At 33.5% G+C, this 24,134-nt stretch carries 16 protein-coding genes; 7 read left to right on the top strand and 9 right to left on the bottom strand.

Annotated features, from left to right (window positions below; translation table 11 throughout):
* Position 1 precedes the first annotated feature (1 nt).
* Complete coding sequence (locus EI427_RS23010; RefSeq protein ID WP_126619462.1) at positions 2 to 514, top strand: hypothetical protein; 513 nt, start codon at positions 2 to 4, stop codon at positions 512 to 514.
* A 57-nt stretch (positions 515 to 571) separates the two neighbouring features.
* On the opposite strand, the gene EI427_RS23015 is transcribed toward EI427_RS23010, so the two are convergent.
* On the bottom strand, positions 572 to 4,021 hold the full coding sequence (locus EI427_RS23015; protein WP_126619464.1) for a CHAT domain-containing protein: 3,450 nt from the start codon (positions 4,019 to 4,021) through the stop codon (positions 572 to 574).
* A gap of 373 nt (positions 4,022 to 4,394) precedes the next feature.
* Here EI427_RS23015 and EI427_RS23020 point away from each other — a divergent pair, with 373 nt between their 5' ends.
* The 6 genes from EI427_RS23020 (at position 4,395) to EI427_RS23045 (ending at position 11,916) form a co-directional block, all read left to right on the top strand.
* Positions 4,395 to 5,570, top strand: a complete 1,176-nt coding sequence (locus EI427_RS23020) for an alkaline phosphatase (protein ID WP_126619466.1) — start codon at positions 4,395 to 4,397, stop codon at positions 5,568 to 5,570.
* A gap of 145 nt (positions 5,571 to 5,715) precedes the next feature.
* The gene (locus EI427_RS23025) at positions 5,716 to 6,678 is read left to right on the top strand and encodes a hypothetical protein (RefSeq protein ID WP_126619468.1); all 963 of its coding nucleotides are present in this window, start codon (positions 5,716 to 5,718) and stop codon (positions 6,676 to 6,678) included.
* Positions 6,675 to 7,313 (top strand): hypothetical protein, encoded by a 639-nt coding sequence (locus EI427_RS23030; RefSeq protein WP_126619470.1) that lies wholly within the window; start codon positions 6,675 to 6,677, stop codon positions 7,311 to 7,313. The genes EI427_RS23025 and EI427_RS23030 overlap by 4 nt, the downstream gene beginning before the upstream one ends.
* Before the next feature lie 95 nt (positions 7,314 to 7,408).
* Entirely contained in the window at positions 7,409 to 9,898 is a 2,490-nt protein-coding gene (locus EI427_RS23035) for a Plug domain-containing protein (RefSeq protein ID WP_126619472.1), read from the top strand.
* Positions 9,899 to 10,219: 321 nt separating this feature from the next.
* Positions 10,220 to 11,026: a DUF2490 domain-containing protein gene (locus tag EI427_RS23040; protein WP_126619474.1), complete on the top strand. Its 807-nt coding sequence runs from the start codon at positions 10,220 to 10,222 to the stop codon at positions 11,024 to 11,026.
* A gap of 11 nt (positions 11,027 to 11,037) precedes the next feature.
* Positions 11,038 to 11,916 carry an MORN repeat-containing protein gene (locus EI427_RS23045; RefSeq protein ID WP_126619476.1) on the top strand — a complete coding sequence of 293 codons (879 nt, stop codon included), beginning with the start codon at positions 11,038 to 11,040 and terminating at the stop codon, positions 11,914 to 11,916.
* A gap of 82 nt (positions 11,917 to 11,998) precedes the next feature.
* Here the strand turns inward: EI427_RS23045 and EI427_RS23050 are convergent, their stop codons facing one another.
* The 8 genes from EI427_RS23050 to EI427_RS23085 all read right to left on the bottom strand — a co-directional run bounded on the left by EI427_RS23050 (position 11,999) and on the right by EI427_RS23085 (position 23,299).
* On the bottom strand, positions 11,999 to 12,865 hold the full coding sequence (locus tag EI427_RS23050; RefSeq protein ID WP_126619478.1) for an RnfABCDGE type electron transport complex subunit B: 867 nt from the start codon (positions 12,863 to 12,865) through the stop codon (positions 11,999 to 12,001).
* A 159-nt stretch (positions 12,866 to 13,024) separates the two neighbouring features.
* On the bottom strand, positions 13,025 to 13,882 hold the full coding sequence (locus EI427_RS23055; RefSeq protein WP_126619480.1) for a ferredoxin reductase domain-containing protein: 858 nt from the start codon (positions 13,880 to 13,882) through the stop codon (positions 13,025 to 13,027).
* Between the two features lie 223 nt (positions 13,883 to 14,105).
* A complete protein-coding gene (locus EI427_RS23060; protein WP_126619482.1) occupies positions 14,106 to 14,687 on the bottom strand; it encodes an electron transport complex protein RnfA in 582 nt (193 codons plus the stop codon).
* Entirely contained in the window at positions 14,684 to 15,343 is a 660-nt protein-coding gene (gene rsxE / locus EI427_RS23065) for an electron transport complex subunit RsxE (protein WP_126619484.1), read from the bottom strand. The genes EI427_RS23060 and rsxE overlap by 4 nt, the downstream gene beginning before the upstream one ends.
* Position 15,344: 1 nt before the next feature.
* The gene (locus EI427_RS23070) at positions 15,345 to 16,037 is read right to left on the bottom strand and encodes an RnfABCDGE type electron transport complex subunit G (RefSeq protein WP_126619486.1); all 693 of its coding nucleotides are present in this window, start codon (positions 16,035 to 16,037) and stop codon (positions 15,345 to 15,347) included.
* Complete coding sequence (locus EI427_RS23075; protein ID WP_126619488.1) at positions 16,034 to 17,050, bottom strand: RnfABCDGE type electron transport complex subunit D; 1,017 nt, start codon at positions 17,048 to 17,050, stop codon at positions 16,034 to 16,036. Before EI427_RS23075 ends, EI427_RS23070 begins: the two co-directional genes overlap by 4 nt.
* Entirely contained in the window at positions 17,040 to 18,401 is a 1,362-nt protein-coding gene (gene rsxC / locus EI427_RS23080) for an electron transport complex subunit RsxC (protein WP_317125752.1), read from the bottom strand. Before rsxC ends, EI427_RS23075 begins: the two co-directional genes overlap by 11 nt.
* Positions 18,401 to 23,299, bottom strand: coding sequence for a 2-oxoacid:acceptor oxidoreductase family protein (locus tag EI427_RS23085; protein WP_205727971.1), 4,899 nt, complete (start codon positions 23,297 to 23,299; stop codon positions 18,401 to 18,403). Before EI427_RS23085 ends, rsxC begins: the two co-directional genes overlap by 1 nt.
* Between the last annotated feature and the right edge of the window lie 835 nt (positions 23,300 to 24,134).

Below are 24,134 nucleotides of genomic sequence, written 5' to 3' on the forward strand. Positions count from 1 at the left end.
TATGACGTTATTATTTTATATCAAGAGAATACTGATTGCTACACTATTTTTTGTAACAATCTATTCGTTAGTTTATGTATATGAAGACAGACCAATTGATGTCTATAATTTATTCTATATTTCTATTGTGAATGCATTATTTATGACATGGATTTCAACAAAATATCAGAAAAAGCAATTGAAATCTTTGGGGCTAGAGAAGGTAGAAATAACAGATTTATATTTAAAGCAGAAAACCATTATCACTAAAGATATCCCATTAGATGCCTTGTTTAATAAGCTAGAAGGCACTTTAAAAAGTGTTCAATGGCAGTTAAAGTCTAATAATAATGAAATAGAAGGAAGAACTAAACCATCATTATCTTCTTTTTTTGGTGAGAAAATTACAATAAAAGTAATAGAGGGAAATAAATTTGAGTTAAAGAGTCAGCCTAACTTTTTTTTGACACAATTTGATGCTGGGGTTAATAGGAAAAATATATTAAACCTTGAAAAATGTATGTTGGAATTCTAAAGTGATTTCTTGACAATGTTATCAATTTTAATATCGATAACATTGTCTCTTAAATTCTTAGTTTACTAGAACAAAAGCTCCCCAATAATAAGGTTTAGGGTATTCTTTCATAACAATAAGTTGTGCATTTTTAAATGCTAACTGCTTGTCGTTTGTTTTAACCCACTCCTCATAAAATGTATTCATAAGTAATTGAGTAGCGTGATCGTCTACACTCCATAAACTCATAATAATAGATTTTACGCCTGCAATACTAAATGCATATTGTAATCCAGAAATACCATCACCATCGGCAATTTCAGATAATCCAGACTGACAAGCAGATAAAATCAAAAGTTGGGTGTTAGTAAGGTTAAGACTTTTAACTTCGTAAGCTGTTAAAATTCCATCATTTCCAGAGAAATAAACATCTTCTAATTTTCTATCTTCACGCTGTGCAATTTCAGTAAAGAACAAACCAGATTTTAATAAATTATTAGAAGATACAGGGTTATTCATTTGGTCAATAAAAAAACCATGCGTAGCTATATGTATTATAGATGGAGAATTGTTTATCTCTTTAAACTTAGCTTCTAAAGCTTGGTCTTTTGTATATGATGTTACATTCCATCCTTTTGCATTAAATACTTTCTCTGCATTAGTAATTTCTTTTTGAGTACCGGGTAGGTTATCTAAATCAAAGTAGTACCCATTTGTACCCCTAGATTTCTGTTGTTGTTGAATTTCTTTACCATCACTTTCAGAAATTTGAGCTTCTTCTTGGAAAGAGGGGTTTCCTACTAATAGAATATCTTTATTTATAAATTTGTCTTCATCTTGGTCAAGTAATTCTGCAGTACTTGTAAGTAAATGTATATTGGCTTCTTCAATTAAAAATTTATCAGTAGATGGGTTTTTTAGAATATTCAGGTTAATTACGTTGTATACACCATCATTACTAACATAAAAGTTATCTACTTCTATACCTAGAGAATCTATATGATTTTGAATAGGCTTCCAGAAATAATTATATGCCCCTGAACTACTTTTTTTAGAAGAATACACAAGAGATCTACTAGAAGGACTAGTTTCGTGTTGGTATTTAAACCACCCGTCAAACTCAAGATGATCGCTGTTTCCTAAAGCAATAATTGATGGACTTTCGTCGCCTTTTTTAATCATTAATGCAATGTATTCGTCGTCATAGTTTTCATCAATAGAAAGTAATTTAATAATCTCTATTACAACATCTTTTTCATTAAGTTTATCTTCAATATTTTCCCAATTAAAAGAAGGAGTAATATCCAATTTGTCATCTAAAGCGTTACTTGCATAAACTAATGACTTCTCTAAATTATTGATTTTATCATTCGATGTAAAAAGGTCAAAATACAACTCATCTCTTTCTTCATCAGACATATAATTAATTGCTGCTAATTGAGATTTCATATGGTACAACTCATCTACATAAGTAGACAGGTTATGTTTTTTACGGATATCTACAAGTGCATCAATTTTATTTTTTCTTTCTTGTGCCTCAGTTAAAAAATACTTTCTGTAATTAAGTTGAATGTTATAACATTGCTTTATCATTCTATCAGATAGGTTATCCTTATTGGCTAAGACCATTGTAAAGAAATAATCAAAAACTGACTTTGTATTATGAATGTATTTTATTTTTTCATCTTCACTAGAGAATTTTAAGTTTTCATCATATTGCTGAAATCGCTTATTCGTTGCTTCAATAATAGTTTTTTCTGCTTCGTTAATATCACCTTGCATGGCTTGTAAATAGGCAATTCTTGCAGATAAACCCGGTTGGTAGATCGAACTTTCCTTAAAACTGCCTTTAAGCTTCATATAAGCAGTATACGCTTCGGTATATTTTTTTTCTGATAGGTAAATGTTTGCCTGTGCTTCTATAATTCTTAAGTTATAAAACTCATCATGCTGAATACCTAACTTTTCAGATATCATTTGAGTTTCATTAAACTTTGTCATTGCCAAATCATACTGTTTCCTTTTTACAAGTAACTTACCTTGAATAAAGTTTGCTTTAACAAGTAGGTAATGAATAGGTAATCCTTTATCGGAAAGTGATTTTTTTAAGGCTTCAACATTTTCATATAAATCAGTAGTATCATTTATATACAACTGAACTTTATATTTGCTTAGTAGAATTTTGTAGTAATCAATAGTTGAATCCATTTTTCTCTTTTTAAGAAAATTGACTTCAGTCTGAACAGCTTTTAAAGCCTCAGTTTTACGCCCTAGAATTAAATCTAGGTCTACTGTAGATATTACCCCTTGATTATAATGATGTGAGTAATGAATTCGTTCCTGTCTAATGATAGAAATTAGTTCAGTAAGCTTTAATTCTGCATTGATATAGTCGCCATAATTTAAGCAAATATTACCTTCAGTTCGTAGTGTATAATGTCTTAACTCGTTATCACTAAACGGAACTCCCTTTGTTTTAGCAAGATATTCTTCAGCTTTTTCTGTTCTACCTTGATGTAAATAAACAGTAGCTAAATCTAATAAAGTTCTTACGTAAAGATCATAATTTTCGGTGTTCACTAATTTACCTTCAAGGTAAAGAAGTAACCTTTCTTCTGTAGCAAATTGAGATTGTAATTTAGAGAGTTGAGCAATTTTATATAAAGCAACTACATAAGAGGGGTGTTGCTTACCAAGGTGAACGATAACATACTTCTGATAATTATCAAAATAAAAATAAGCGTTTATATAATTCTCTTTTAGAATTTCTGCATTTCCTATAGTAAATAATAAATGAGCATAAAGAGGGCTTTCTTGAAGATTTTCTTTTTCTAAATTTACTTGGACTTTTTGTAATATACTTAAAGCTTTATCTTCTTTGAACCAATCAATATATAATTGAGATAATAAAATTTCTATCCATTCTTGTTTTAAAAATGGGCGATTATACTTCTGAACACATACTTTATTAAACTCTAATCCCTTTTGAAAATATTCTTCTGATAATTCAAATTTCCCTAAAGACTGCTCTACCAATGCTTGGCTGATATAAGTTAATCCATAATCAATATGCTCTTTACCTAATGTTTTCTGATAAATCATTTCGATTTCATTAAGTAAAGGAATGCACCCAAAGTCATCACCAAGCTGACTCATACAGATAACTTTATAATTTAAAGCTCTAGCATAATCAGGATAAAGCCAACCAGTGGTATTATCCATAATTTTTAGAGCTTCATTCAATCTATCTAAAGCCAAAGGAAATTCCTTTCTACCAATATCATATCGAGCACTTAATATTAAAGGCAAGATCATATTGATAGAGTTTTCACCATGTTGTTCTCTAGTAGAAGTAATCCACACTTCAGATAAGGCAATAGCTTCTTTTAAATGCCCTGTATGTTGGAGCATTAAGATACTATCATTATAAGATGTATTCTGAAGAGGTTTTCCTTCGTCTAGAATAGGATACGCAATACAATTTATTGCACAAAGGAATACAATTAAAAATGGATAAATTAAATTCATTAATGAAGTAGGTACTGTTTGTTAGGGATATTATTAGGTCAAATCGTTTAAGTTAACAAATGTAAGTCTTTAGTTTGTTTTTACAACTATTTAGATACTCAATTGGCTTTTCTAATGGAACATTAACATATGTAAATAACATTGTGTACTTTAATTAGTTAAAGTGTATTTTTATTCTTCGATTTGCTTGGTAGAATAAATTTGGAGTTATGTCTTCCCTTTTTAAATGCTATGGTTTTAAGAAGTTTTACTTTAAGACGAATTCAAAATTTATTCTTTGTAATTCATGTTTTTTTTACAATTTATTAGTACGCATCAATTATCAATTATACCCAATAAACCTTATCTTAAGGTCTATTAAAAAATTATTAAAATGAATAGAATAGCATCATTACTTCTCTTAGGAGCTTTTGGAATTTCTTCTGTAGCCTGTGCACAAGAAAAATTTAACTACCCAGGTAAATCAAAGGAAAAAGTTGAAGCAACAGACAAGATTACTTATACCACAACAAGGACATATCCGGTTCAAGAAATTTCATCAAAATCAAAAGCAAAACGTCCTAAAAATGTTATTGTTATGATTTCTGATGGTACAGGAACGTCTCAATTCTTTACAGCTATTGCAGCAAATAATAATCAGGCTTACATAGAACAAATGCCTATTACGGGTTTTTCTAAGACGGCTAGTAAAAATAAGTTTACTACAGATTCTGCGGCAGGGGGATCTGCCATCTCTACAGGACATAAATCTAACAATGGAGAAATTGGTTTAGATGAAAATGGCAATGCAGCAAAAACACTTTTAGAAATGTGTGATGAACAAGGTAAATCTACTGGTTTAATTGCAACATCATCGATTACTCATGCAACACCTGCTTCGTTTATTGCACACCAGCCTTCAAGAAAGATGAACGAAGAAATTGCACTAGATTTCTTTTCAACTGATATTGATGTTTTTATTGGTGGAGGAAAGAAACATTTTGCAGACAGAAAAGATGGTAAAGATTTGATAAAAGATCTTGATAAAAAAGGGTATAAAGTAGCATATACTATTGATGAAGTAACAGCAACAACAGATGGAAAATTAGCAGGTTTACTTGCTGATGATGCAATGCCTCCGTACACAGAAAGAGGAGATGTTTTACCTGAAGCTGCAAACACAGCAGTTAAGTTATTAAACCAGAATAAAGAAGGATTTTTCTTAATGGTAGAAGGCTCACAAGTAGATTGGGGTGGCCATAATAATAATACAGAACTATTGATTACTGAAATGCAAGATTTTGATTATACACTTGGTGAAATGTTGAAATTTGCAGAAAAAGATGGAGAGACACTAATTGTAGTTACAGCAGATCATGAAACTGGAGGTTTTTCTGTAAATGGTGGAGATCCTTCTAAAAATACATTAGTTACTTCGTATACATCTACGCATCATACGGCTACTATGGTTCCTGTTTTTGCTTATGGTCCGGGAGCTGAAGAATTTTCTGGCATCTATGAAAATACAGAAATTGCTAAGAAAATCATGAAATTGATGAAGCTGAAATAGTCTTTTTATATCAACTTATTTTAGTGCACACTATTTTTAAATAATAGTGTGCATTTTTTTTGGCTCATTATTTGAATACATCAGTAATAGCATGGCTATGTGATACTTATATTATTCTATTTCTTATTGAACAATCTATTTAATTATGAAACTCTTATTCATTATTGGTCTCTTTTTTATGCCCATATGTTTAAACGCACAGAAAGTATTTAAGCAAACCATTTCTATTACTCAATGTAAAACTATAGTAATAGAAGGGAGTGATGTGACTTTACATATTGCTCCAAATACCTTTATTAATCAAGATGATGCATTGATAAATGAAAACATCTCTGTAGAATTGGTACTTTACAAAGATTATTATGATATGCTATTTGCAGATATCCCAATGCACGATAGTAACGGAAATTATATCTCTGGAGGTATGTTTGATATCACTTTTAAATCGAATAATATACCCTTAAAATTTATAAAAGAGGTTACGGTAGAATACGTAGCGGATGAAACAGATTATGCTGTATACAAAGGGTATCAATTAGATAAAGTAAACAATACTTGGAATGAGTTGAACGTGCCTGTCCTAAATTATGCTACAAACGTGGCTTCAGATGCTGCTGATTGGGGGAGTTCTCCAATAAGTACTACGCCAGAAATAGTAGAAGGCTGGGATGATGAAGACTGTTGGTGTGGAGAAGAAGCAGATGGATTAATAGCAGTTGCTAAAACCTTAGGTATTAAAAGTAATGGTTTATACAATTATGACTACATAATAGACAACGAAGATTTTGTTCCGCTTTTGGTTAAAGTGTCAACAGAAATAAAAAGAATCTATGTTCACTATAAGGGTTTAAATACTTTATTGTATTACGATGTAGAAGATACAGGAAGTGTAAAGGATTTTGGATTCTTAAACTCTGTTCAAAAAGCAGATATTACAGTATTTTATAAAATGAATACCAAACGTTTAAATCAAATAGTAATTGGTAAGATGACGAACAATATTGATAGAATGGTTGCTAATAAAAATACTATTTCAGCGCTTGTATTTGAGATCAATCAGTATCCAGTTCAAAAATCATCTTTCAAGACAAAATTTGAAGCAAAATGAAACCATTATTTATTTTAATATACCTGCTGTTTACTATTAATTTCTGTATTGCTCAGTATACAAAAAAGACAACAATTTCTTATATAGAAAGGGTACATGCTAACCATAAAGGTAACGACCAATTAAATGGTATGACAGAAAAGATACTATTAGCTTTTAAGAATGGTAAATTGAAAGGGTATTACCCTAAAAATACAACGAAAGTAATGCCTTTTGAAAGTTTCTATTTCCATTTTAGAGGGCTGGAAAACTCAAATAATATAATAAGTAATTGTTTGCAAGAGCAAAAAGATTTCTCAGCGTTATTTTCTTACTTTTCAGATTATTTTGATTTAGAATACAAGGTAAACCAACAAGAAATAGCAAATAATATTCATCAAAAGCCAAAGTTCTTACAGCTCTATTTATCAGATATTAATTCACCTTCTGGGATAGAAGTTCGAGGCCCTTTATTCTTAATAGAAGATATCTTGACATTGAAAATACGGTTATTGAATAAAGATAATTTAATTGTTGATTCATCAGTAAGTAAAATAATCCTGAATCATCAGTACCAAGCAGAAATAGTTACCATTGATAAAGAACATTTAATACCAACACATAGATCAACGGTTGAAGGAACTTATGCAGATTAATGTGTTAATTATTAATTAAAAGTGTAAATTAGTGACGTATTTATGAAATGTGAATGACTTACAAACACCTTTAATTAGGTAACTTGACTACAAAAATGAACAAATTAAAAACACTCTTGATACTATTAAGCTTGGTATTTTTTGCCAATGTCTTAGTAAGTATGGATACCGTTCCAACAATTGATATTTTAATAAAAAAGATCAATGATATAAAAAGGATAAAAGTAAACGATGCGATCTACCTGCATACAGACAAGCCTTATTACATTGCAGGAGAGCACCTTTGGTTTAAAGTGTATTTAAGAAAATCGTCTTCACTTTTACCAGATCAATGGAGTAAAAATGTTAAAGTTGAGTTATTAAATCCCGATGGCGAAATTTTAGAAAATCGTGATATTTATGCTATTGGAAAACATAGTAATGGTGATTTTAAGTTGCGAACAGATTTACCAGAAGGTAGATATAGGTTAAGAGCTTATACTAATTGGATGAGAAATTTTGGTGATAGTACATTCTTTACTCAAGAAATACATATTTATCAAATTAATCCAGATTCTTTAAGAACGGAAGAAGTGGTTTTAGAAGAAGGAACATCTAACAATAAAGTACTGAACAGAACACAAAAGTTAGACCTTCAATTTTTTCCAGAGGGAGGAAAATTGATAAACGATGTAGCCTCTAAAGTTGGGGTTAAATTAGTGAATAAGAGTGGGTTTGGAGAAGAGTTTAGTGCGTCCATTTTTTCAAAAGAGGGAAAAGAAATTACTACCGTAAAAAGTAATACGTTAGGCATGGGGAGTTTCTTCTTAATGGGAGTTTTAAATGGCGAATATTATGCAATCTTAGATAGAGACAAAAATACAAATAACCCTAAGCAGTATAAATTACCAAAGGTGAATGAGGTGGGCACTACTTTATTTGTAACTTCTAATCTTGATAAAGTTAGTGTAAAAATAATATCAACAGATACAGCTTTAAAGGAGGGTGGTTATCTAATCGCATCTACAAAAGGGAAGATTAACTATATGTGGGAATGTCCTCCTAATAGGAAAATAATTCCCTTATCAATGAAATTGAAAGATGTACAAGATGGTATAGTTAAATTAACGTTGCTAAATAAAGATTTACAGCCAATAGTTGAACGAGTAATATTTAATTATCATCCTCAAGAAGTTGATTTAAATTTAGCAAAAACGGATTATAGAAAAAGAGAGAAAGTAGACATTGATATCAATGTAAAAGATGAAAATGGAGTACCTATTAAAGGTGAGGCTTCTTTAGCAATTGTAGATAAAAGTTTAGTTGATATATCTCAGAAGAAAAATAATATAATATCAGAATTAATTCTGTCTTCAGAAATACACGGTTTTATTGAGAATCCAATGTGGTACTTCCAAGATTACTCAAAAGAAAAACACTTTTATTTAGATGAATTAATGCTAACACAAGGGTATAGAAAAATAGAATGGTTGTCTAAAGCTACTGATAGTTTAAAAGTTGATTTTATACCTGAGCCTGGCATTTCGATTAAAGGAAAAACAAGTAATTATTGGAACGAAAAAAAAGCACAGCAATCAGAAATTAGTATGACTGCTCTGGGAAGTAAATTTGTTCATGAAAGTGTAATTACTGATGAGTTAGGTGGGTTCACTTTTACAGGAATGGTCTTTTTTGATACGACCGATTTTATTTTTCAAGCTAAAAAATATAAAGCAAAGAAATCTAAAGTCACAAAAAATTCATCTATAAATATTTCGCTATTTGCAATAGAACCTCCATTAGCAGAATCTATTCAAGAAGAAAGAGTAGCGGTTCCTTCGAATAATTCTCTAGCTGCATTTGAAGAAGAGATGCTAAAAATTGAAAAAATTGATAGAGCATTCAATACAAAAACAATCATTTTAGACGAAATTGAGATTGTAGATACAGCAGAGCCAGATGAGTTTGATAGAGCATCTAAAATGTATACTAACTATACTGCTCGATTAGTGACCGATTCTTTAAGTTATGCAGGTGGGTATAATGTTTGGGAGTTCTTACAAATGGAAATGAAAACTGCACAAGTTTTACGTAGAGCAGGTTTAATGAATGCATCAGCAAGTATAGACGATGATGGAAATATATTAGAAGCCGATCAAGTGCCGGTGGTTTTAGATGGTTTTCCGGCAGATGTAGAAATGCTAAGAACTATGAGTATGACAGATATTGGTTTTATAGATGTTTTAGATGCAGCGAGCGGTTCAATGTATTTAAGTAATTCTGTTAATGGTGTAATTGCTTTGTACACGCGCCAAGGTGGTGGAGGTTCTTACATAGTACAAGGTATAGATGCAATTACAAGCCCTGGTTTTTATACGAGTAAAGAATTTTATACCCCAAAATACGATGTTCAAAAAGATGAACACGCTAAGCCAGATCATAGAATAACTTTAATGTGGGAACCCAATATATTTTTAGATGAAAACGGGCAGGCACGAGTGTCATTTTTCACAGATGATAAATCAACAAATTATCATATAGAGATTGAGGGAATATCGAATAAAGGAAAACCGTTTTATCAAGAAAAAGAATTTGAGACAAAATAGATAATCATATTTTTTCTAAAACAGAAATGAAATCGAGACACTAAGATTAGTAATAATTTTAGTGTCTTTTTTTGTGATTAATTGTATAACTCACTAACAGATAGCCAATCATTTTTGTAAATAGCTACACTAGTATTTACAAACATATTTAAAATAACATTAAAAAAACCAATTAAATTATAAAAATAATAATTTATCAATTTACTAACCTACATTTGTTACGAATAACATAATGTACTCCTGTTCGATTTTATCTTCAATAAACTTATTTTAATAATTACTACATCTAATTTATACTACACTTAACTTCATTATTATTTTATGCTAAGGTCAATTTTACTACTGCTTTTATTTTGCGGTTTACTATCTATCCATGTGTCTGCTCAAGAACATTCGGTAACGAATATGGAAGAGACGGGTATTTGGAATGGGTTGTATATTAAAGCTCGATTCTCTAAACATTTTGGATATTATGGAGAGCATCATTACAGAACAAGAAATAGTCTTGACGATGTAAATAGTTATGTGGGAAGACCTCGTCAAATTTACAATAGGGCAGGTTTAAACATCTTTTTTAATGATTATTTTGAGGCTGTAATTGGCCCTGCCTTGGTTGTTAATTTCAGTCCAGACCCTTATAGTGATGAATATGAACCATATGTGTTAGAGCATAGAATTTGGCATCAGTGGTTATTAAAAATGCCTATGATGGGGCGAGTGAAAATGTACCATCAATTTCGAGTGGAACACAGGTGGAAAAAGGACAATGATATAGGAGCGGAGTTCGAGTTTACAAATAGGTTTCGCTATAAACTGTTTGCTTATATCCCTATAAATAAACCTACGATTACAAAAAACACGTTATACTTTTCGCCTAGTGTAGAAATTTTTATGCATTCTGGAGAATCGATTGTTTATAACCCCTTTGAAGATTTCAGAACATATAATGGCTTTGGTTACGTATTGAGCAATAAGGTGACATTGTTTGCTGGACATATGTGGACACTTGGTCAAAAATCAAGTGGTTATGAGTATAAATCAAGCAACATTTTTAGGTTCAATGTATTTATTGGATTAGATACGAGAAAGAATCAACAACAACTTCCTAAAATCAACTTAGGCTATTAATCAATTACATTATGAAAAAAATAGTATCGTTAATTTCACTTTTTATAATATTTCCTGTAGGATATTATACTTACAATTACATAAATGCATTAGCTGATAAAATTGAAAAATTAGAAGCTGTAGAAGGAGAAAATATAAATTTAGCGTTAAGGGTTAGGGCAGATTCTTTATTGTTAGCAGATGATTACGAAGAGGCTCTGAGGTTATTTAAAAGCATTGATAGCATGTATAATACAACAGATTATACAAATTACGCCTTAGATTATATAGACAATAAGAAAGTACCTTATGAGATGGTAAATGAATTAGAAAAACGTTATTACAGTAAGCAGAGGTACATTTCTTCGTTAAAGAGTAAGCAGATAAATTTGAGTGATAGTATTACTAGATTAAAAAAGAATAATCAAATTTTAGAAACTAACCAAGATGAACTTCAAATGGATTTGTACCATTCTGAAGGAGAAATTATTAGCCTTAAGCATGAACTTGTGGTTAAAGATAAAGCTATTGATAAACTCCATTTTATTAATCAGGATGATGCCGAAATTGATTATATAGGAGAGGTTACTAACGATATGGCTAACGGTTTTGGTTATGCAATTTTTGAGAAAAAAGGATTCTATGAGGGCTATTGGAAAAACAATAAAAGATATGGAGAAGGCACGTACAGCTGGGTAAATGGAGATCGATTTGAAGGGAACTTTAAGAAAGGTATTCGTGAAGGTTTTGGTGTATATTATTTTAATTCTGGTGAGAAGTACGAAGGCTTTTGGAGTGATAATGTACGTGAAGGTTTTGGGGTTATTTTTGATAAAAAAGGGAATGTTGTTTTTGAAGGAATTTGGGAAAAAGATAAGCCAAAAAAACAAAAAGATTCTGCTTCAAAATAAGCATCTAAAAAAGAATAGTTTTTAAAATAGAAAGTTGCCAAGTAATCTACTTGGCAACTAAGAGTAAGAGAAGTATTTAGAGTTATGATATTCCTTCTTTCATTCTTCCTTTTCTTATAATTTTTTTACTTTCTTTTCCTTTAATAATTCCTCTTTTATCATCAATCCAAACAATTGCTCCAGTTGGGCAACGTTGAATGGGATCTATAGTTTTATGGTTTTGTTGATAATCCACAGTAGGTAAATTATTAATAAGTTCTATGAGGTTACCTTCTGCATCCATGGCACATTTGCCACAGGCTGTACAACCAACTTGGCAATCCTCAAGAACATCATCTCCATGATCTAAGTTTTTGCAGTTTACCCAAAGTTTATGACTTATTGGTGTAATAGAAAAGAGCCATTTCGGACAAGCTTCTACACAGTCTCCGCAACCAGTACATTTATCAACATCTACTTCTGGTAGTCCATTTGCGTTGAGTTGAATAGCATCAAAATCACAAGAAACTTCACAATCTCCCAATCCTAAACACCCCCAAAAACAACCCCTTTCTCCTCCAGAAATTAAGGAAGATGCCTGACAGGTTTTCATACCTTGGTATTTTGCTCTACTTATTGCAACATTAGTACCGCCACCACAAGCTAAACGGGCAACTCTTTTTTCTTCACTTCCAGGGTCTACCCCTAAGTAAGTGGCTATATTATTTTGACCTTCTTCTGTATTTACTGAACACTTTCCGGGTAGAACACTACCACCTACAACTGCTTCTGCAAAAGGCCGACAACCAGGAAAACCACACGCTCCACAATTTGCTTGTGGTAGTAATCCGTTTACTACATCTATTCTGGGGTCTTCGTAAACGTAGAGTTTTTTGTTGGCGACAATTAGCATAAGAGCAAGTAGTAGTGTGAGTCCACCGAGTGCTGATAGTGCTATAATTATTGTCATGTTCTTTTCTTTAAAAATTTAATATCTTTTTACCAAAAGAAGAGTATGACCTCTTTTTTTTAAGCTGAAAAATGAAGAAAAAGCAAATTACTGATAATCACTTAGGAGCGTTCATAATCAATAATTTTGCTTTAATCTTCATAATATTATTTCAGCTGATTAATAAATTACTTCAGCCCATTTATGACCAGCAATTAACTCTGCTTTTCTAACTAACCAAGCATCTTCTGAACCAAGAATCGTAGAAAATGCTTTATCTAAGTTTACGCGTACTTTTTCATGACCAGCTACATAGATATAGGTGTTGTTTTGCATCAACATATCGTGCAATTCATGTTCTTTGGCCTCAATAGCGACATCTAATGCAACAGTGTCTGTCCATTCGGGTCTACTACTAACTGCCTTCATTGCCTCAAAAGTACTTTCATTGTAGTAGTTTGTAAGGTCGTTATTTTCATCATTCATATAAGGCATTTCCATACCAGTTCTTGCACCGTAAAATAAGCGAACTTGCCCTTTCCAATCGTGTACTTCTTCGTAGATATGTTTTACAAAAGCTCTAAAAGGAGCAATACCAGTTCCCATACCAATTAAAATTAAATTAGCGTTATGGTCTTTTGGTAATTGGAAAGCTAAATCAAATGGCCCAGTAATAGTGATAGCATCACATACTTTACGATCGCATAAAAAATTAGACCCAATCCCTCTGTAACGTTCTCCACTAAAATCATCTATGTAAGCACATCTTTTCACTAATAAAGTAATACGGGTTTTACCATTTACTTTTTCTGGAATATCAGCAACACTATATAAACGATGGTGCTTATTTTGTCCAAACTCTCCCTTTATGTCTACCAAAACACCAAAACTCTGATTTACTTTACATTCAAAAGAAGGGTCATCAATTTCTAAAACCATCTCTCTTATTTCTTCAGTATTCCTTGGTGTTAAGCGCGTAGTTCTAATTACTCTTGCTTTGTACTGAATATCTGTTTTATAATCTGCTAAATGTGACATTGTATTATAATTTATTTTATGAATTGGATTTTAAAGATTTGCAGTTTTAATCTGCTTTTTACAGACATTACCACAGTTGCATTTGCCGCATTTACTTCTATCTCCTAGAGCATCGGTATTTTGTGTCTGATCGGAAAATACCTTTTTCCATATGCTCTGAATTACTACCCATGCAACCATCAGTAAGACAATTGCACAGCTACCAATTAGATAAGAGGTAATGCTATCCACCTAAACCAGAAAACCCCATAAATGAGAGCGATAATACACCTCCGATCAGTAAGGTAATTACCGTTCCTTTTACCACTTTGGGCACTTCTGCAAATTCTAATTGTTCTCTTAACCCTGCCATCAACATTAAGGCAATAGTAAAACCTACTCCAGCGCCTAAGGCAAAAACGAAACCTTCTATAAGTCCATAACCTTTGTTGGTTTGGAAAAGTACCAACCCTAAAATTGCACAGTTAGTGGTTATAAGTGGTAAGAAAATACCTAATGCTCTAAATAGGGCAGGGCTCATTTTCTTCACAATCATTTCTACCAATTGTACTGTTGAGGCAATGACCACGATATAGCTAATAAGTTGTAAATAAGGTGCATCTATGGCTGTCAATAAACTATTGATTCCAAAGGCACAAACAGAACTAATTAGCATTACAAATGTTACAGCACCACCCATTTTTGTAGCCGTATCCATTTTACCTGATACGCCTAAAAAGGGGCAAATACCTAAGAAATAGGCCAACACAAAGTTGTTGATCAAACAGGCATTAATAAAGATATTCCATAATGATTCTTGATTCATGATGTTGATTTTTTTGTTTTGATGATATTAAATAATAACAACCAAAATGCCAGTGTAAAAAAGCCTCCTGCAGGTAAGATCATCACAATCCACTCCTGAAATCCTTCTGCAAATATTTCTATTCCGAAGATGCTTCTACTACCTAACAATTCTCTCACAACACCCAAGCATAAAAGTCCGAATGTAAATCCTAACCCCATTCCTAAGGCATCTAGAACAGATTTTCCAATGGTATTTTTTGAGGCAAAAGCTTCTGCTCTACTCAAAATCAAACAGTTCACTACTATAAGCGAAATGAATGCACCTAAACTTTTATGTAACTCTACACTAATTGCCTGAATCACATAATCTGTTACGGTTACAAAGGTGGCAATTATTAAAATGTAGGAGGATATACGTACTTGTTTTGGAATGAAATTTCTGAGTAATGATATCAGAATATTCGACATCAATAATACAAAGGAAGTGGCTAAACCCATTGCCAAAGCATTTGATGAAGTATTCGTAACAGCAAGTACTGGGCACATTCCTAAGACCTGTACAAAAACAGGGTTTTCCTTCCATAAGCCTTTTATAAACTCATTGGTAGACTGACTCTGATTTAACCTGTCGGAAAAGCTGCCCTTTTTATTTTTATCTCTAAGTTGCTGTACCATCTTATTCTTGTTTTGTGTGTAAAACAAATGCTTCCTTATTTTTATAAATAAACGGTAGCATAACTTCTGTACTGTTTCTTAGAATATCACCAATGGCACGAGAAGAAATTGTTGCTCCTGTTATTCCATCAATTTCCCAAGCATTGGTTTTCTCTCCGCTTTTTGTAGTAGTAATCTTATTTTTAAGAGTTGATAAATCGTCTGTTAAGGTGGCATCCATTGCTGAAAAATTGGCAAGAAAATCAGGGTCTTTTTCAATCTTATCACCTAAACCGGGAGTCTCTTTACTTTCTAGTACATAGAAACCTACAATTTGTTGTTTATCGAAACTATATCCATACAATACACTGATAATATCTGCATACCCTTGTCCTTTTCCATTTATGGCAACACCTACTAATTCATTAGAATCATTGTAACCAGCATAAACTACTTCTTTTACCTTTTTTTGATTACTAACTGGCTCAAAAGTACCCTCTACAAAATGGAATGCTTTCGTTTTAGTAATTCCTGGAATCACTTTAAAAATGGCTTCTTCTAATGCCGCTTGTTTAAGCTGAGCAATACGAGGCTTTGTGGTTTCATAGGTAACAACAATCAGTAGAGCACATAAAATACCGATTCCCACCATGGCTTGAAGCATTTTTAAGCTACTAGTTTCTTCTATTACTGGAGCTTCTTTTATTGTACTCATGTTTTCTTACGTTTTGATGTTCCGTAAACTCTCGGCTTAACAAAATTATCAATCTGTGGTGCAATGGCATTTCCTAACAGAATAGCGTACATTACACCTTCTGGAAGTCCACCCCAAACACGAATTACGACAATCAATATGCCTATAAATATGCCATAAATCCATACACCAATAGATGTAAGCGGTGAGCCTACCATATCCGTTGCCATAAAAAATGCACCGAGTAATAAACCTCCAGAAAATACCATAAATAATGGGTTTGGATACAGAGTAGGATCTATACTGAAAAGGATACCACTTAACACGATTACCGTTCCAACTATAGCAGTAGGGATACGCCAATTGGCCATTTTTTTACTGATAAGGTATATTCCTCCAAGTATAATTATCACACCGCACGTCTCTCCAGTCGAACCACCTGTTAGTCCAAACATTAATTCTGATGTAGGGGCAGTAATATGATCAAACTTAAAAGCAGAAAGAGGTGTAGCACCAGATGTACCATCAAAAATTGGCTGCATAAAAGGAAGTGCCAATACCGATGAAGCTATTTCTGTAAAACGGTTTCCTTGAAAAGCCTCATACCAAGTGGTAATAGCAACAGGAAAAGCAGCTTGTAATACAGCTCTTCCGACTAAAGCAGGGTTAAAAACATTATACCCTAATCCACCAAATAAAAATTTACCTAATCCAATTGCAATTACACCTCCGCAGAAAGCCATCCATAAAGGGAAAATGGGAGGAAGGGTCAAGCCTAAAAGTAGGCCAGTAATTACGGCAGACCAATCGTTTACAGTTGTCTCCTTATTCGATAATTTACATAAAATATGTTCGGTAAATACACAAGAAATAACAGATGTAATGAGTACCAAAAAGGCACTTAAACCAAAGGCATATACAGCAAAACCAGCAGAAGGAAGTAATGCATAGACCACGTTTTTCATAATTACATCGGTACTGTTGCCTTTTGTAATATGAGGTGATGTACTAATATTTAATGTTTTATTTAACATGGGCAGTGGCTTTACGTTTTCTAACAATAGCTTTTGATAACCTAAAATACTGAACCAATGGAATGTGTGATGGGCACACAAAAGAACAGGAGCCACACTCAAAACAATCCATTAAATTCTGTTCTTCAGCCATTTTATCATACGCTTTGAACTTTGCAAGAATCCACATTTTAGAGGGGTTTAACGATAACGGACAAGCATCTACACAAGCACCACATTTAATGCAAGGGAACACTTTTTCTGTCGTTTTTACATCCTTGTCTGTAAATACCACAATACCAGATGTTCCTTTAGTAATAGAAATATCTAGGTTGGATACCGCCATACCCATCATTGGACCACCTAGATACACTTCAGAAATATTATCTTCTAGGCCCACCTCATCCAATACATAACGGAGAGGTGTTCCCATTGGAATGAAATAATTCCCTTTCTTCTTTACACCTGGTCCTGTGATAGTAACCACACGTTCCTGAATTCCCCAACCATGAGGAAGCAAGCGGCCAATTTCTGCAGTTGTTGCTACATTCACTACAACAGCTTTTACATCAATTGGTAAGCCACCCGAGGGAACTTCAATCCCTAGACAAGAAGTGATCAGCATTTTTTCTGAGCCCTGCGGATATTTTACCGGAACAACTTGTACTGTAATTGGACTATTTTCTGGAAGTAATGTTTTTAGATGTTCAGCAGCATCAACTTTATTTCCTTCAATACCAATTATACAACGTTTTGCACCTGTAGCTTTTAGCAAGTAATTGATACCTGTAACGACATCCTTTCCTTGTTCTAGCATTACCCTGTGGTCTGTTGTAAGGTACGGTTCGCACTCAATACCATTAATCAACAAGACTTCACATTCTTTATCTTCGGGTACTTTTAATTTTACATGTGTGGGAAAAGCAGCTCCACCAAGTCCTACAATACCAGCTTCTTGAATACCCTTTAAAATTTCTTCTTTCGTTGCTGTTGCTAGAAGAATAGGGGAACCTTCCGCTATTTCCTGACCGGAAAAAGGGAAGGCTTCCAAGTAAATCCCCGGTGACATTTTACCGCCTACAGTTGGAACATTCCCGATTTTACGAATGATCCCTGAGACTGGTGCATGCACTGGAACTGATACATAACCACTTGATTTGGCTAGCAATTGCCCACGCACAACTTCTTGACCCTCTCGAACAATTATTTCCGAAGGAGCACCAATGTGTTGTGCCATGGGAATAATGAGCACTGGAGCAAAAGAAAACTGTCTGATCCGTAGATCTTTTGTGTCATCTTTATACTCCGGTGGATGAATCCCATGTTTGAATGTATTCTTTTGAATAGTCAACATTTTCATGGTTTTGCTCATTAATTATATTTCTCTCCTCTTTTGATTAACTTATCGATGTTCTTTTCAGACATATTTTTAGGTAAACCTGGGTGCAACACCCCTGCAGTACACTTTTCTGCTGCCTTTACTACATCTTGATAAGTACCTCCGTCCGAGTTTTTTACAAATGCTTTTTTATCTGAATTGTAAGCAAATATTTTATTATTGATTTTGATACATTCATCACAACCACTACAATCTTCGGTTTCTATCCAAGGTGCCATGTAGTTTTCATTTGGGGCAACTTGCGTAGCACTTTCTGTAGTAACTGATATACCCGAAGGCTGAACCAAATCTACTAAACTACCACCGTCACCACCAGCAAGTTTCATTAAACCTTGAGCAATATTACCTACAACTTCTGCACGGATTTTCTCTTCTATATTTACTTCCGGTTCCTCTTTAATACCTGCTAAACCTTTAAGCATAATCCAGAAATCACGTCTTTCTTCGCAAGAGAGTACCATTGGTTCTGCACAAAGAACTCTTGTTAAATGCTGTTTTCTATCTACTGCCCAAACAAAAGGGAAGAGACCTTCTCTTTCATCAGCATCCATGTTTAAGAACTCTGCAATTGGCACCATATTTTCGTTCCAAGCATCACGAGGTACTTTACGAAAGTGCTTTCTAAACCTTGCTTCTGTTAGTGCAAAATCAGCAAATGTCATTTCTAAATCCATTGCTTTTTCTACACCATTATCTATATATTTTAATTGGTAAGATGGCCAATCTTTTTCCATGTCTGGGTTACCACTTAAATCGAAGTTTTCTTCTGTGGTTTTCCCATTTTCTGGATTGTATTTAAAAATAGGATACGTGCGAGATTCTACAGCCATTTTAGCTTGATGTGCACCCAAATCATCGGCAACACCATGTTCAGGCTGACAGGTTGTATACAGGTTGAATAGGGCAGGGCGTTTGGCCATTAATCCATCTATAAAACCCTCTATCATCTGCGTAGTATTTGATAAAGTTCCTTGTAAAACATACGTATTACGGTGAGCCATTGCTAACAATCCAATCTCTTTTCGAGGTTCTGCTTTTCCTTTCCAAACCTTGCCGTATTGCGCCATATCAGATACTTGCCCAATAAACCCAGATGTACAGGCTTGTCCACCAGTGTTAGAATACACTTGAGTATCTACAACAATTACTTTTATCGGTTTACCCGAAGCCATCATTCTAGATAAATTTTGAAAACCGATATCATACATAGAACCATCTCCACCAAGCGCAACAACAGGAGGACATAAATGCCATTCTTCATCTGTAAATTGTTCCCAAGTAAAATAGGTAAAGAAATCATCATGTTCTGATGTGTTGTAGTCTCCACTAAGCTCTAATTCAGCTTTACGAATTGTTCTAAAACTATCCGCCATCTTAGACATGTGTCCTTCAAAAATACCCATAGCCAAAGAGGTGGAGTCTTGGAATAAATGGTTGGCCCAAGGGAATGGATATGGGTTATATGGATACGTACTACCCCAAACAGAAGTACATCCTGTTGCATTGGTCATCCCCATATTTGCACGTCCATCTCCAGTAGTTCCGCTAGTATATCTCCATTTTAATTGCTTTAATTGTGCAATAAGTTGAGAGGTATTTCTTAACCATTCCTGATCAATCGGTTCGCTACCTTTTTCTTGTTCAATTCTACTTGTAATTTCAGCCATTGTCAGATCGCTATCTTGCATTTCTGCAACAATCTTAGACATCATGTCGGCATCACTTAAATTGACGGTATCCATCAATTTAACTTGTAGATGACGTTCCATTTTTACAATCAGCTCATCAAGATAGTTAATGTGCTTCTCAATTCTTGGCATCATTAAAGATTGAACTGTTGCTGTAAATAAATGGACAACAGTTTTCTCTGAACAACCTAAACAAGCACCATCGCCAGAGGCAAATTTACCATACGCTTCTTTGTTTAATAGAAGTGTTTCTAAAGGGCCAATTTTTTCTTCGAGGTCATCTATTCTATTGTACTTTTCTGGAGTATTTGGCAATTCTTCCCATAAGTCCCATTCGCTTCTCAATTTGGCAACAGAACCTTCAGTTTGTATAACAGTTTTTAAAGCATTGTCATCACAAACTTCTATACATTCCATACAACCTTTACAAGTTGCTGGGTTTAATGTAATACTAAATAAACCTCCACTTCCTTTTTCTTTTTTCTCATTTAGATGATAATAAGGACGTGTAAGTGCGAATTTGAAATCACCTAATTCCTCCTTAAACCAGAGCAACTCTTGTTTTAATTGTTCCGAAGTATTTTCATCTTCAACTGTTTGATGAATCACTTCATGAATATGTTCATTTACGGAAATACCTTTGTTCTGTTCTCCATCAAAAAGAGTTCTGATTTTACTTTCCATCTTACGAGTAGCCTTCGGAAGTTCCTCCACTTTTATATGGTTTTTCTTCACTCTATTTACTACTGTTTCAAGCACATCTTTTAGCTCAGAAACCAACCCAGGTAAAGCAGTATCAGGGCAAACGGAATAACAATTGCCACAGGCAGTACAATTATCAGGTACCCATTCAGGATGCTCAAAACGAATACCCGTCATGTCTCTAAAAAGAGAAGTTGTGGCAGGCATTACCGACATGCCAATAAATGGATCAGTAAGGTTATCGTTACCTTGTCCTGTCTGGTAGAAATTACCCGTTTGTTCCCAGAAACGATGTACATCACTAAGTTTTGATTCAGAAACAGGACGTTCCTTCATCATTTTAGGTACTTTAAGTACCATACCTTCTTTACCATTAGAAGTACCTAAAACTTTATTTGTAATCTCATGAACCTCAGTAAATCCACGTTTTACAACACGCATATTATCATCTACTACACGCTGTCCTTTTCCTCCGAATTTATATTGTAATTGGTCTTCAATGGCTTTAAGTAAGGCTGCATCAGAAAGACCTGCTTTTTCCATTAAAGGTGATGCAGAGAAAAAGGCACCTTGAAAGGCAATACCCTGCATTCTTAATTGTAATTCAGGATCAGTTGCTTCTTCTCTTGCAATCTTAAATCCATCTATATAATAAACGTGTATTTCGTTTTGTATAATTAGCTTTTGATATTGCTTGGGAATTTCTGCCCATACTTCATCGGCAGTAGTTTTATCACTTTGAACAATAAAACTACCTCCTTTTTTAAGCCCTGCTAAAGCATTGGTATGCTTAAAAACGTTAGGGTCTGGAGAAAGAACTACATCCACAAAATAATACTCGCAATTAATACGAATAGGCTCTGGTGCAGCTGCTAAATAATAAGTAGTAGGTTGCCCTTTTTTTTCCGATCCATATTTGGGGTTTGCTTTAATATCGTACCCAAGTAAATCGAACAATGTCATTGCTAGATTTTTACCCGTAGTAATTGCTCCCCAACCTCCAACAGAGTGGAAACGTACCGTTATTGCCCCTTTAGGCATAAGGTTTGGGTTTTCAGAACCACGCACAGACAAATCTTGAATGTTTGGATAAGCGTCTTTAATTGACTCTTGATATTGACGCTGTTTTGGTGTGAAAGCGTGTTCACGAACAAAATCAATAGATAAGTAGAATTGCTTTTTCTGTTTTCCTTCAGGAAGCATATTTTCTACTGCTCCAATAATACCTTCTGGCTGTAAATCTCTCGATCCCATACCAAAAGAGCCAGAATAAAGTGCAGGGAATTCGTTTGGCTTATAACTTGCTAAAGTGGGGTAAGGTTTATTTTTATTACTAGCACCATTTTCAATACATTTAGTAAGCACCGCTCTAATCTCTCTAATAATTGGAGCATCTTCTGCAAGTGGTTGGTCTAAACGTTCTAAAACAGTAATCCCTTTTTTACCTTTTAAAACCTTACTTATTAGGTCGGCAGGGAAGGGCCTAAACATTACCAAATCCACAACGCCAACTTTTAAACCTCTAGTTTCTCTAAGATAATCTACAACAACTTCTGCTGAGGTAACCACAGAGCCTTGTCCTAAAATAAGGTAATCAGCATCTTCAATTTTGTAGGTCATTACACGTTCGTATAAACGACCTGTAAGTGCAGCAAAATCTTTAAATGCCTTGTCTGTAAGTTCTTTTATATGATCAAAGAAGAAAGGACGTTGTGCAGCCACAGATTGCATATACGAATCTTGATTCTGTACAATACCAGCCATTAAAGGATTATCTACATCCCAAATTTCTGGAATTCTTCTTCTCTTTTCTCCATAAATAATTTTTTGAGCTGCAGTGGGGGTATCAATAATGTCATCTGGTCGCCCTAAAAATTCTTTGATTAATTCGCGTTCAGGAAGCGATAAAGATTCAATAAGATGAGTAGTTAAAAAACCATCCTGTGCAATAACTCCAGGCGTTAAAGACATTTCTGCAATTTTATGAGAAATGATATTTAAATCGGCTACATGTTGTGCTTTTTTGGCAAACATCTGAAAGAATCCAGTATCGTCAATGGCATGGTAGTCGTCATGACCTGCATGTACATTTAACGTAGATTTTGTCATTGCTCTAGCACCTATGTTTAGCACATACGTTAAACGTTTACCTACAGCGGCATATAAAGATTCGTGCATATAGGCTATCCCTTGTCCAGAAGAAAAGTTAGCAGCACGTTGCCCTGTCATAGATAAACCAGCAGTAACAGCTGCAGCAGCATGTTCTCCTTCTGGTTCTATAAAAATAAGGGGTTTATCCGATATATTTAAATGTCCTTTTGCTGCTTCTTCTGCCCAATATTCTCCCATCTGAGTAGAAGGGGTAATAGGGTACGCACCTGCAGCATCAGTAGATTCTCTTTCGCACATAATAGCGGCAGTATTGCCATCCATTGCTACGCGAACACCAGGATATTTTACTTTGGAATTTTTTTGATCCATAATCGTTGGTCTTTTGGCTCTTGTTTGTCTTGTGTGTTGTTTATAAAATCTAGTGTGTATTGTTCCAGTATCATATTTTAAAAAAAAACATGATTTACTATAAAATACAATCGGTTACTACCTTGAACAGAAATCAAAAATTTCTATCAAGTAATGGTGTTTTATTATAAAATGTGTTTGTCGAACCTTATGTGTTGTTTAAGATAGTTAGTAAACAAATAAGTGGTTTGTATCATTTTTAATTGTGTTCACTAATTACCTCTTTAGTTATTGGAATCTACCGTTGTTTATTGGTCGGTTAAAGATAGATTTTGTGTATGGTTTTTTAGGTTACGCTCAATTTCATTTCTTACACCATTTAGACATGGTCAATCACTTGTTTTTAAAAAGACAAATTGAGCTAATGTGGCTTAAATCTTTTACTCATTTTCTTGTAATCTAATTTCAATTTAATAAGTGTTGTTTAGAACATTATATGATAAAAGTATTAACAAATGGATTTGTTTATCATGATACTGATCAGGTAAATAAGTGACGAAAATCAACGTTAAATTATAAATCTTATTTTTCGAATAAATAAAGGAAAGGATTGGAGGTTAAATCATTTACTACTTAAAAAGGTGATTTAAGGCTGTTTTAAGTGTGTTTACAAACATTTTATATCAATTGAACTGTTTGTAAAATAGCTAATTTCAATTGATTATAACTTAAATAATCAATATTTTGAATCAACAATAAATACTCATATTTCACCTTTTTTAGTACAAAAAAGCATGAATAATATTTAGACTAATTTTAAATAAACAATCTATTTTATCATCAAATTTAATTAGTG

Source organism: Flammeovirga pectinis, from assembly GCF_003970675.1.
Classification (GTDB): domain Bacteria; phylum Bacteroidota; class Bacteroidia; order Cytophagales; family Flammeovirgaceae; genus Flammeovirga; species Flammeovirga pectinis.

Coding starts and splice junctions, on each gene's coding strand:
- EI427_RS23010 (WP_126619462.1), top strand. CDS start 2: ATGACGTTATTATTTTATATCAAGAGAATACTGATTGCTACACTATTT.
- EI427_RS23015 (WP_126619464.1), bottom strand. CDS start 4,021: ATGAATTTAATTTATCCATTTTTAATTGTATTCCTTTGTGCAATAAAT.
- EI427_RS23020 (WP_126619466.1), top strand. CDS start 4,395: ATGAATAGAATAGCATCATTACTTCTCTTAGGAGCTTTTGGAATTTCT.
- EI427_RS23025 (WP_126619468.1), top strand. CDS start 5,716: ATGAAACTCTTATTCATTATTGGTCTCTTTTTTATGCCCATATGTTTA.
- EI427_RS23030 (WP_126619470.1), top strand. CDS start 6,675: ATGAAACCATTATTTATTTTAATATACCTGCTGTTTACTATTAATTTC.
- EI427_RS23035 (WP_126619472.1), top strand. CDS start 7,409: ATGAACAAATTAAAAACACTCTTGATACTATTAAGCTTGGTATTTTTT.
- EI427_RS23040 (WP_126619474.1), top strand. CDS start 10,220: ATGCTAAGGTCAATTTTACTACTGCTTTTATTTTGCGGTTTACTATCT.
- EI427_RS23045 (WP_126619476.1), top strand. CDS start 11,038: ATGAAAAAAATAGTATCGTTAATTTCACTTTTTATAATATTTCCTGTA.
- EI427_RS23050 (WP_126619478.1), bottom strand. CDS start 12,865: ATGACAATAATTATAGCACTATCAGCACTCGGTGGACTCACACTACTA.
- EI427_RS23055 (WP_126619480.1), bottom strand. CDS start 13,882: ATGTCACATTTAGCAGATTATAAAACAGATATTCAGTACAAAGCAAGA.
- EI427_RS23060 (WP_126619482.1), bottom strand. CDS start 14,687: ATGAATCAAGAATCATTATGGAATATCTTTATTAATGCCTGTTTGATC.
- rsxE (WP_126619484.1), bottom strand. CDS start 15,343: ATGGTACAGCAACTTAGAGATAAAAATAAAAAGGGCAGCTTTTCCGAC.
- EI427_RS23070 (WP_126619486.1), bottom strand. CDS start 16,037: ATGAGTACAATAAAAGAAGCTCCAGTAATAGAAGAAACTAGTAGCTTA.
- EI427_RS23075 (WP_126619488.1), bottom strand. CDS start 17,050: ATGTTAAATAAAACATTAAATATTAGTACATCACCTCATATTACAAAA.
- rsxC (WP_317125752.1), bottom strand. CDS start 18,401: ATGAGCAAAACCATGAAAATGTTGACTATTCAAAAGAATACATTCAAA.
- EI427_RS23085 (WP_205727971.1), bottom strand. CDS start 23,299: ATGGATCAAAAAAATTCCAAAGTAAAATATCCTGGTGTTCGCGTAGCA.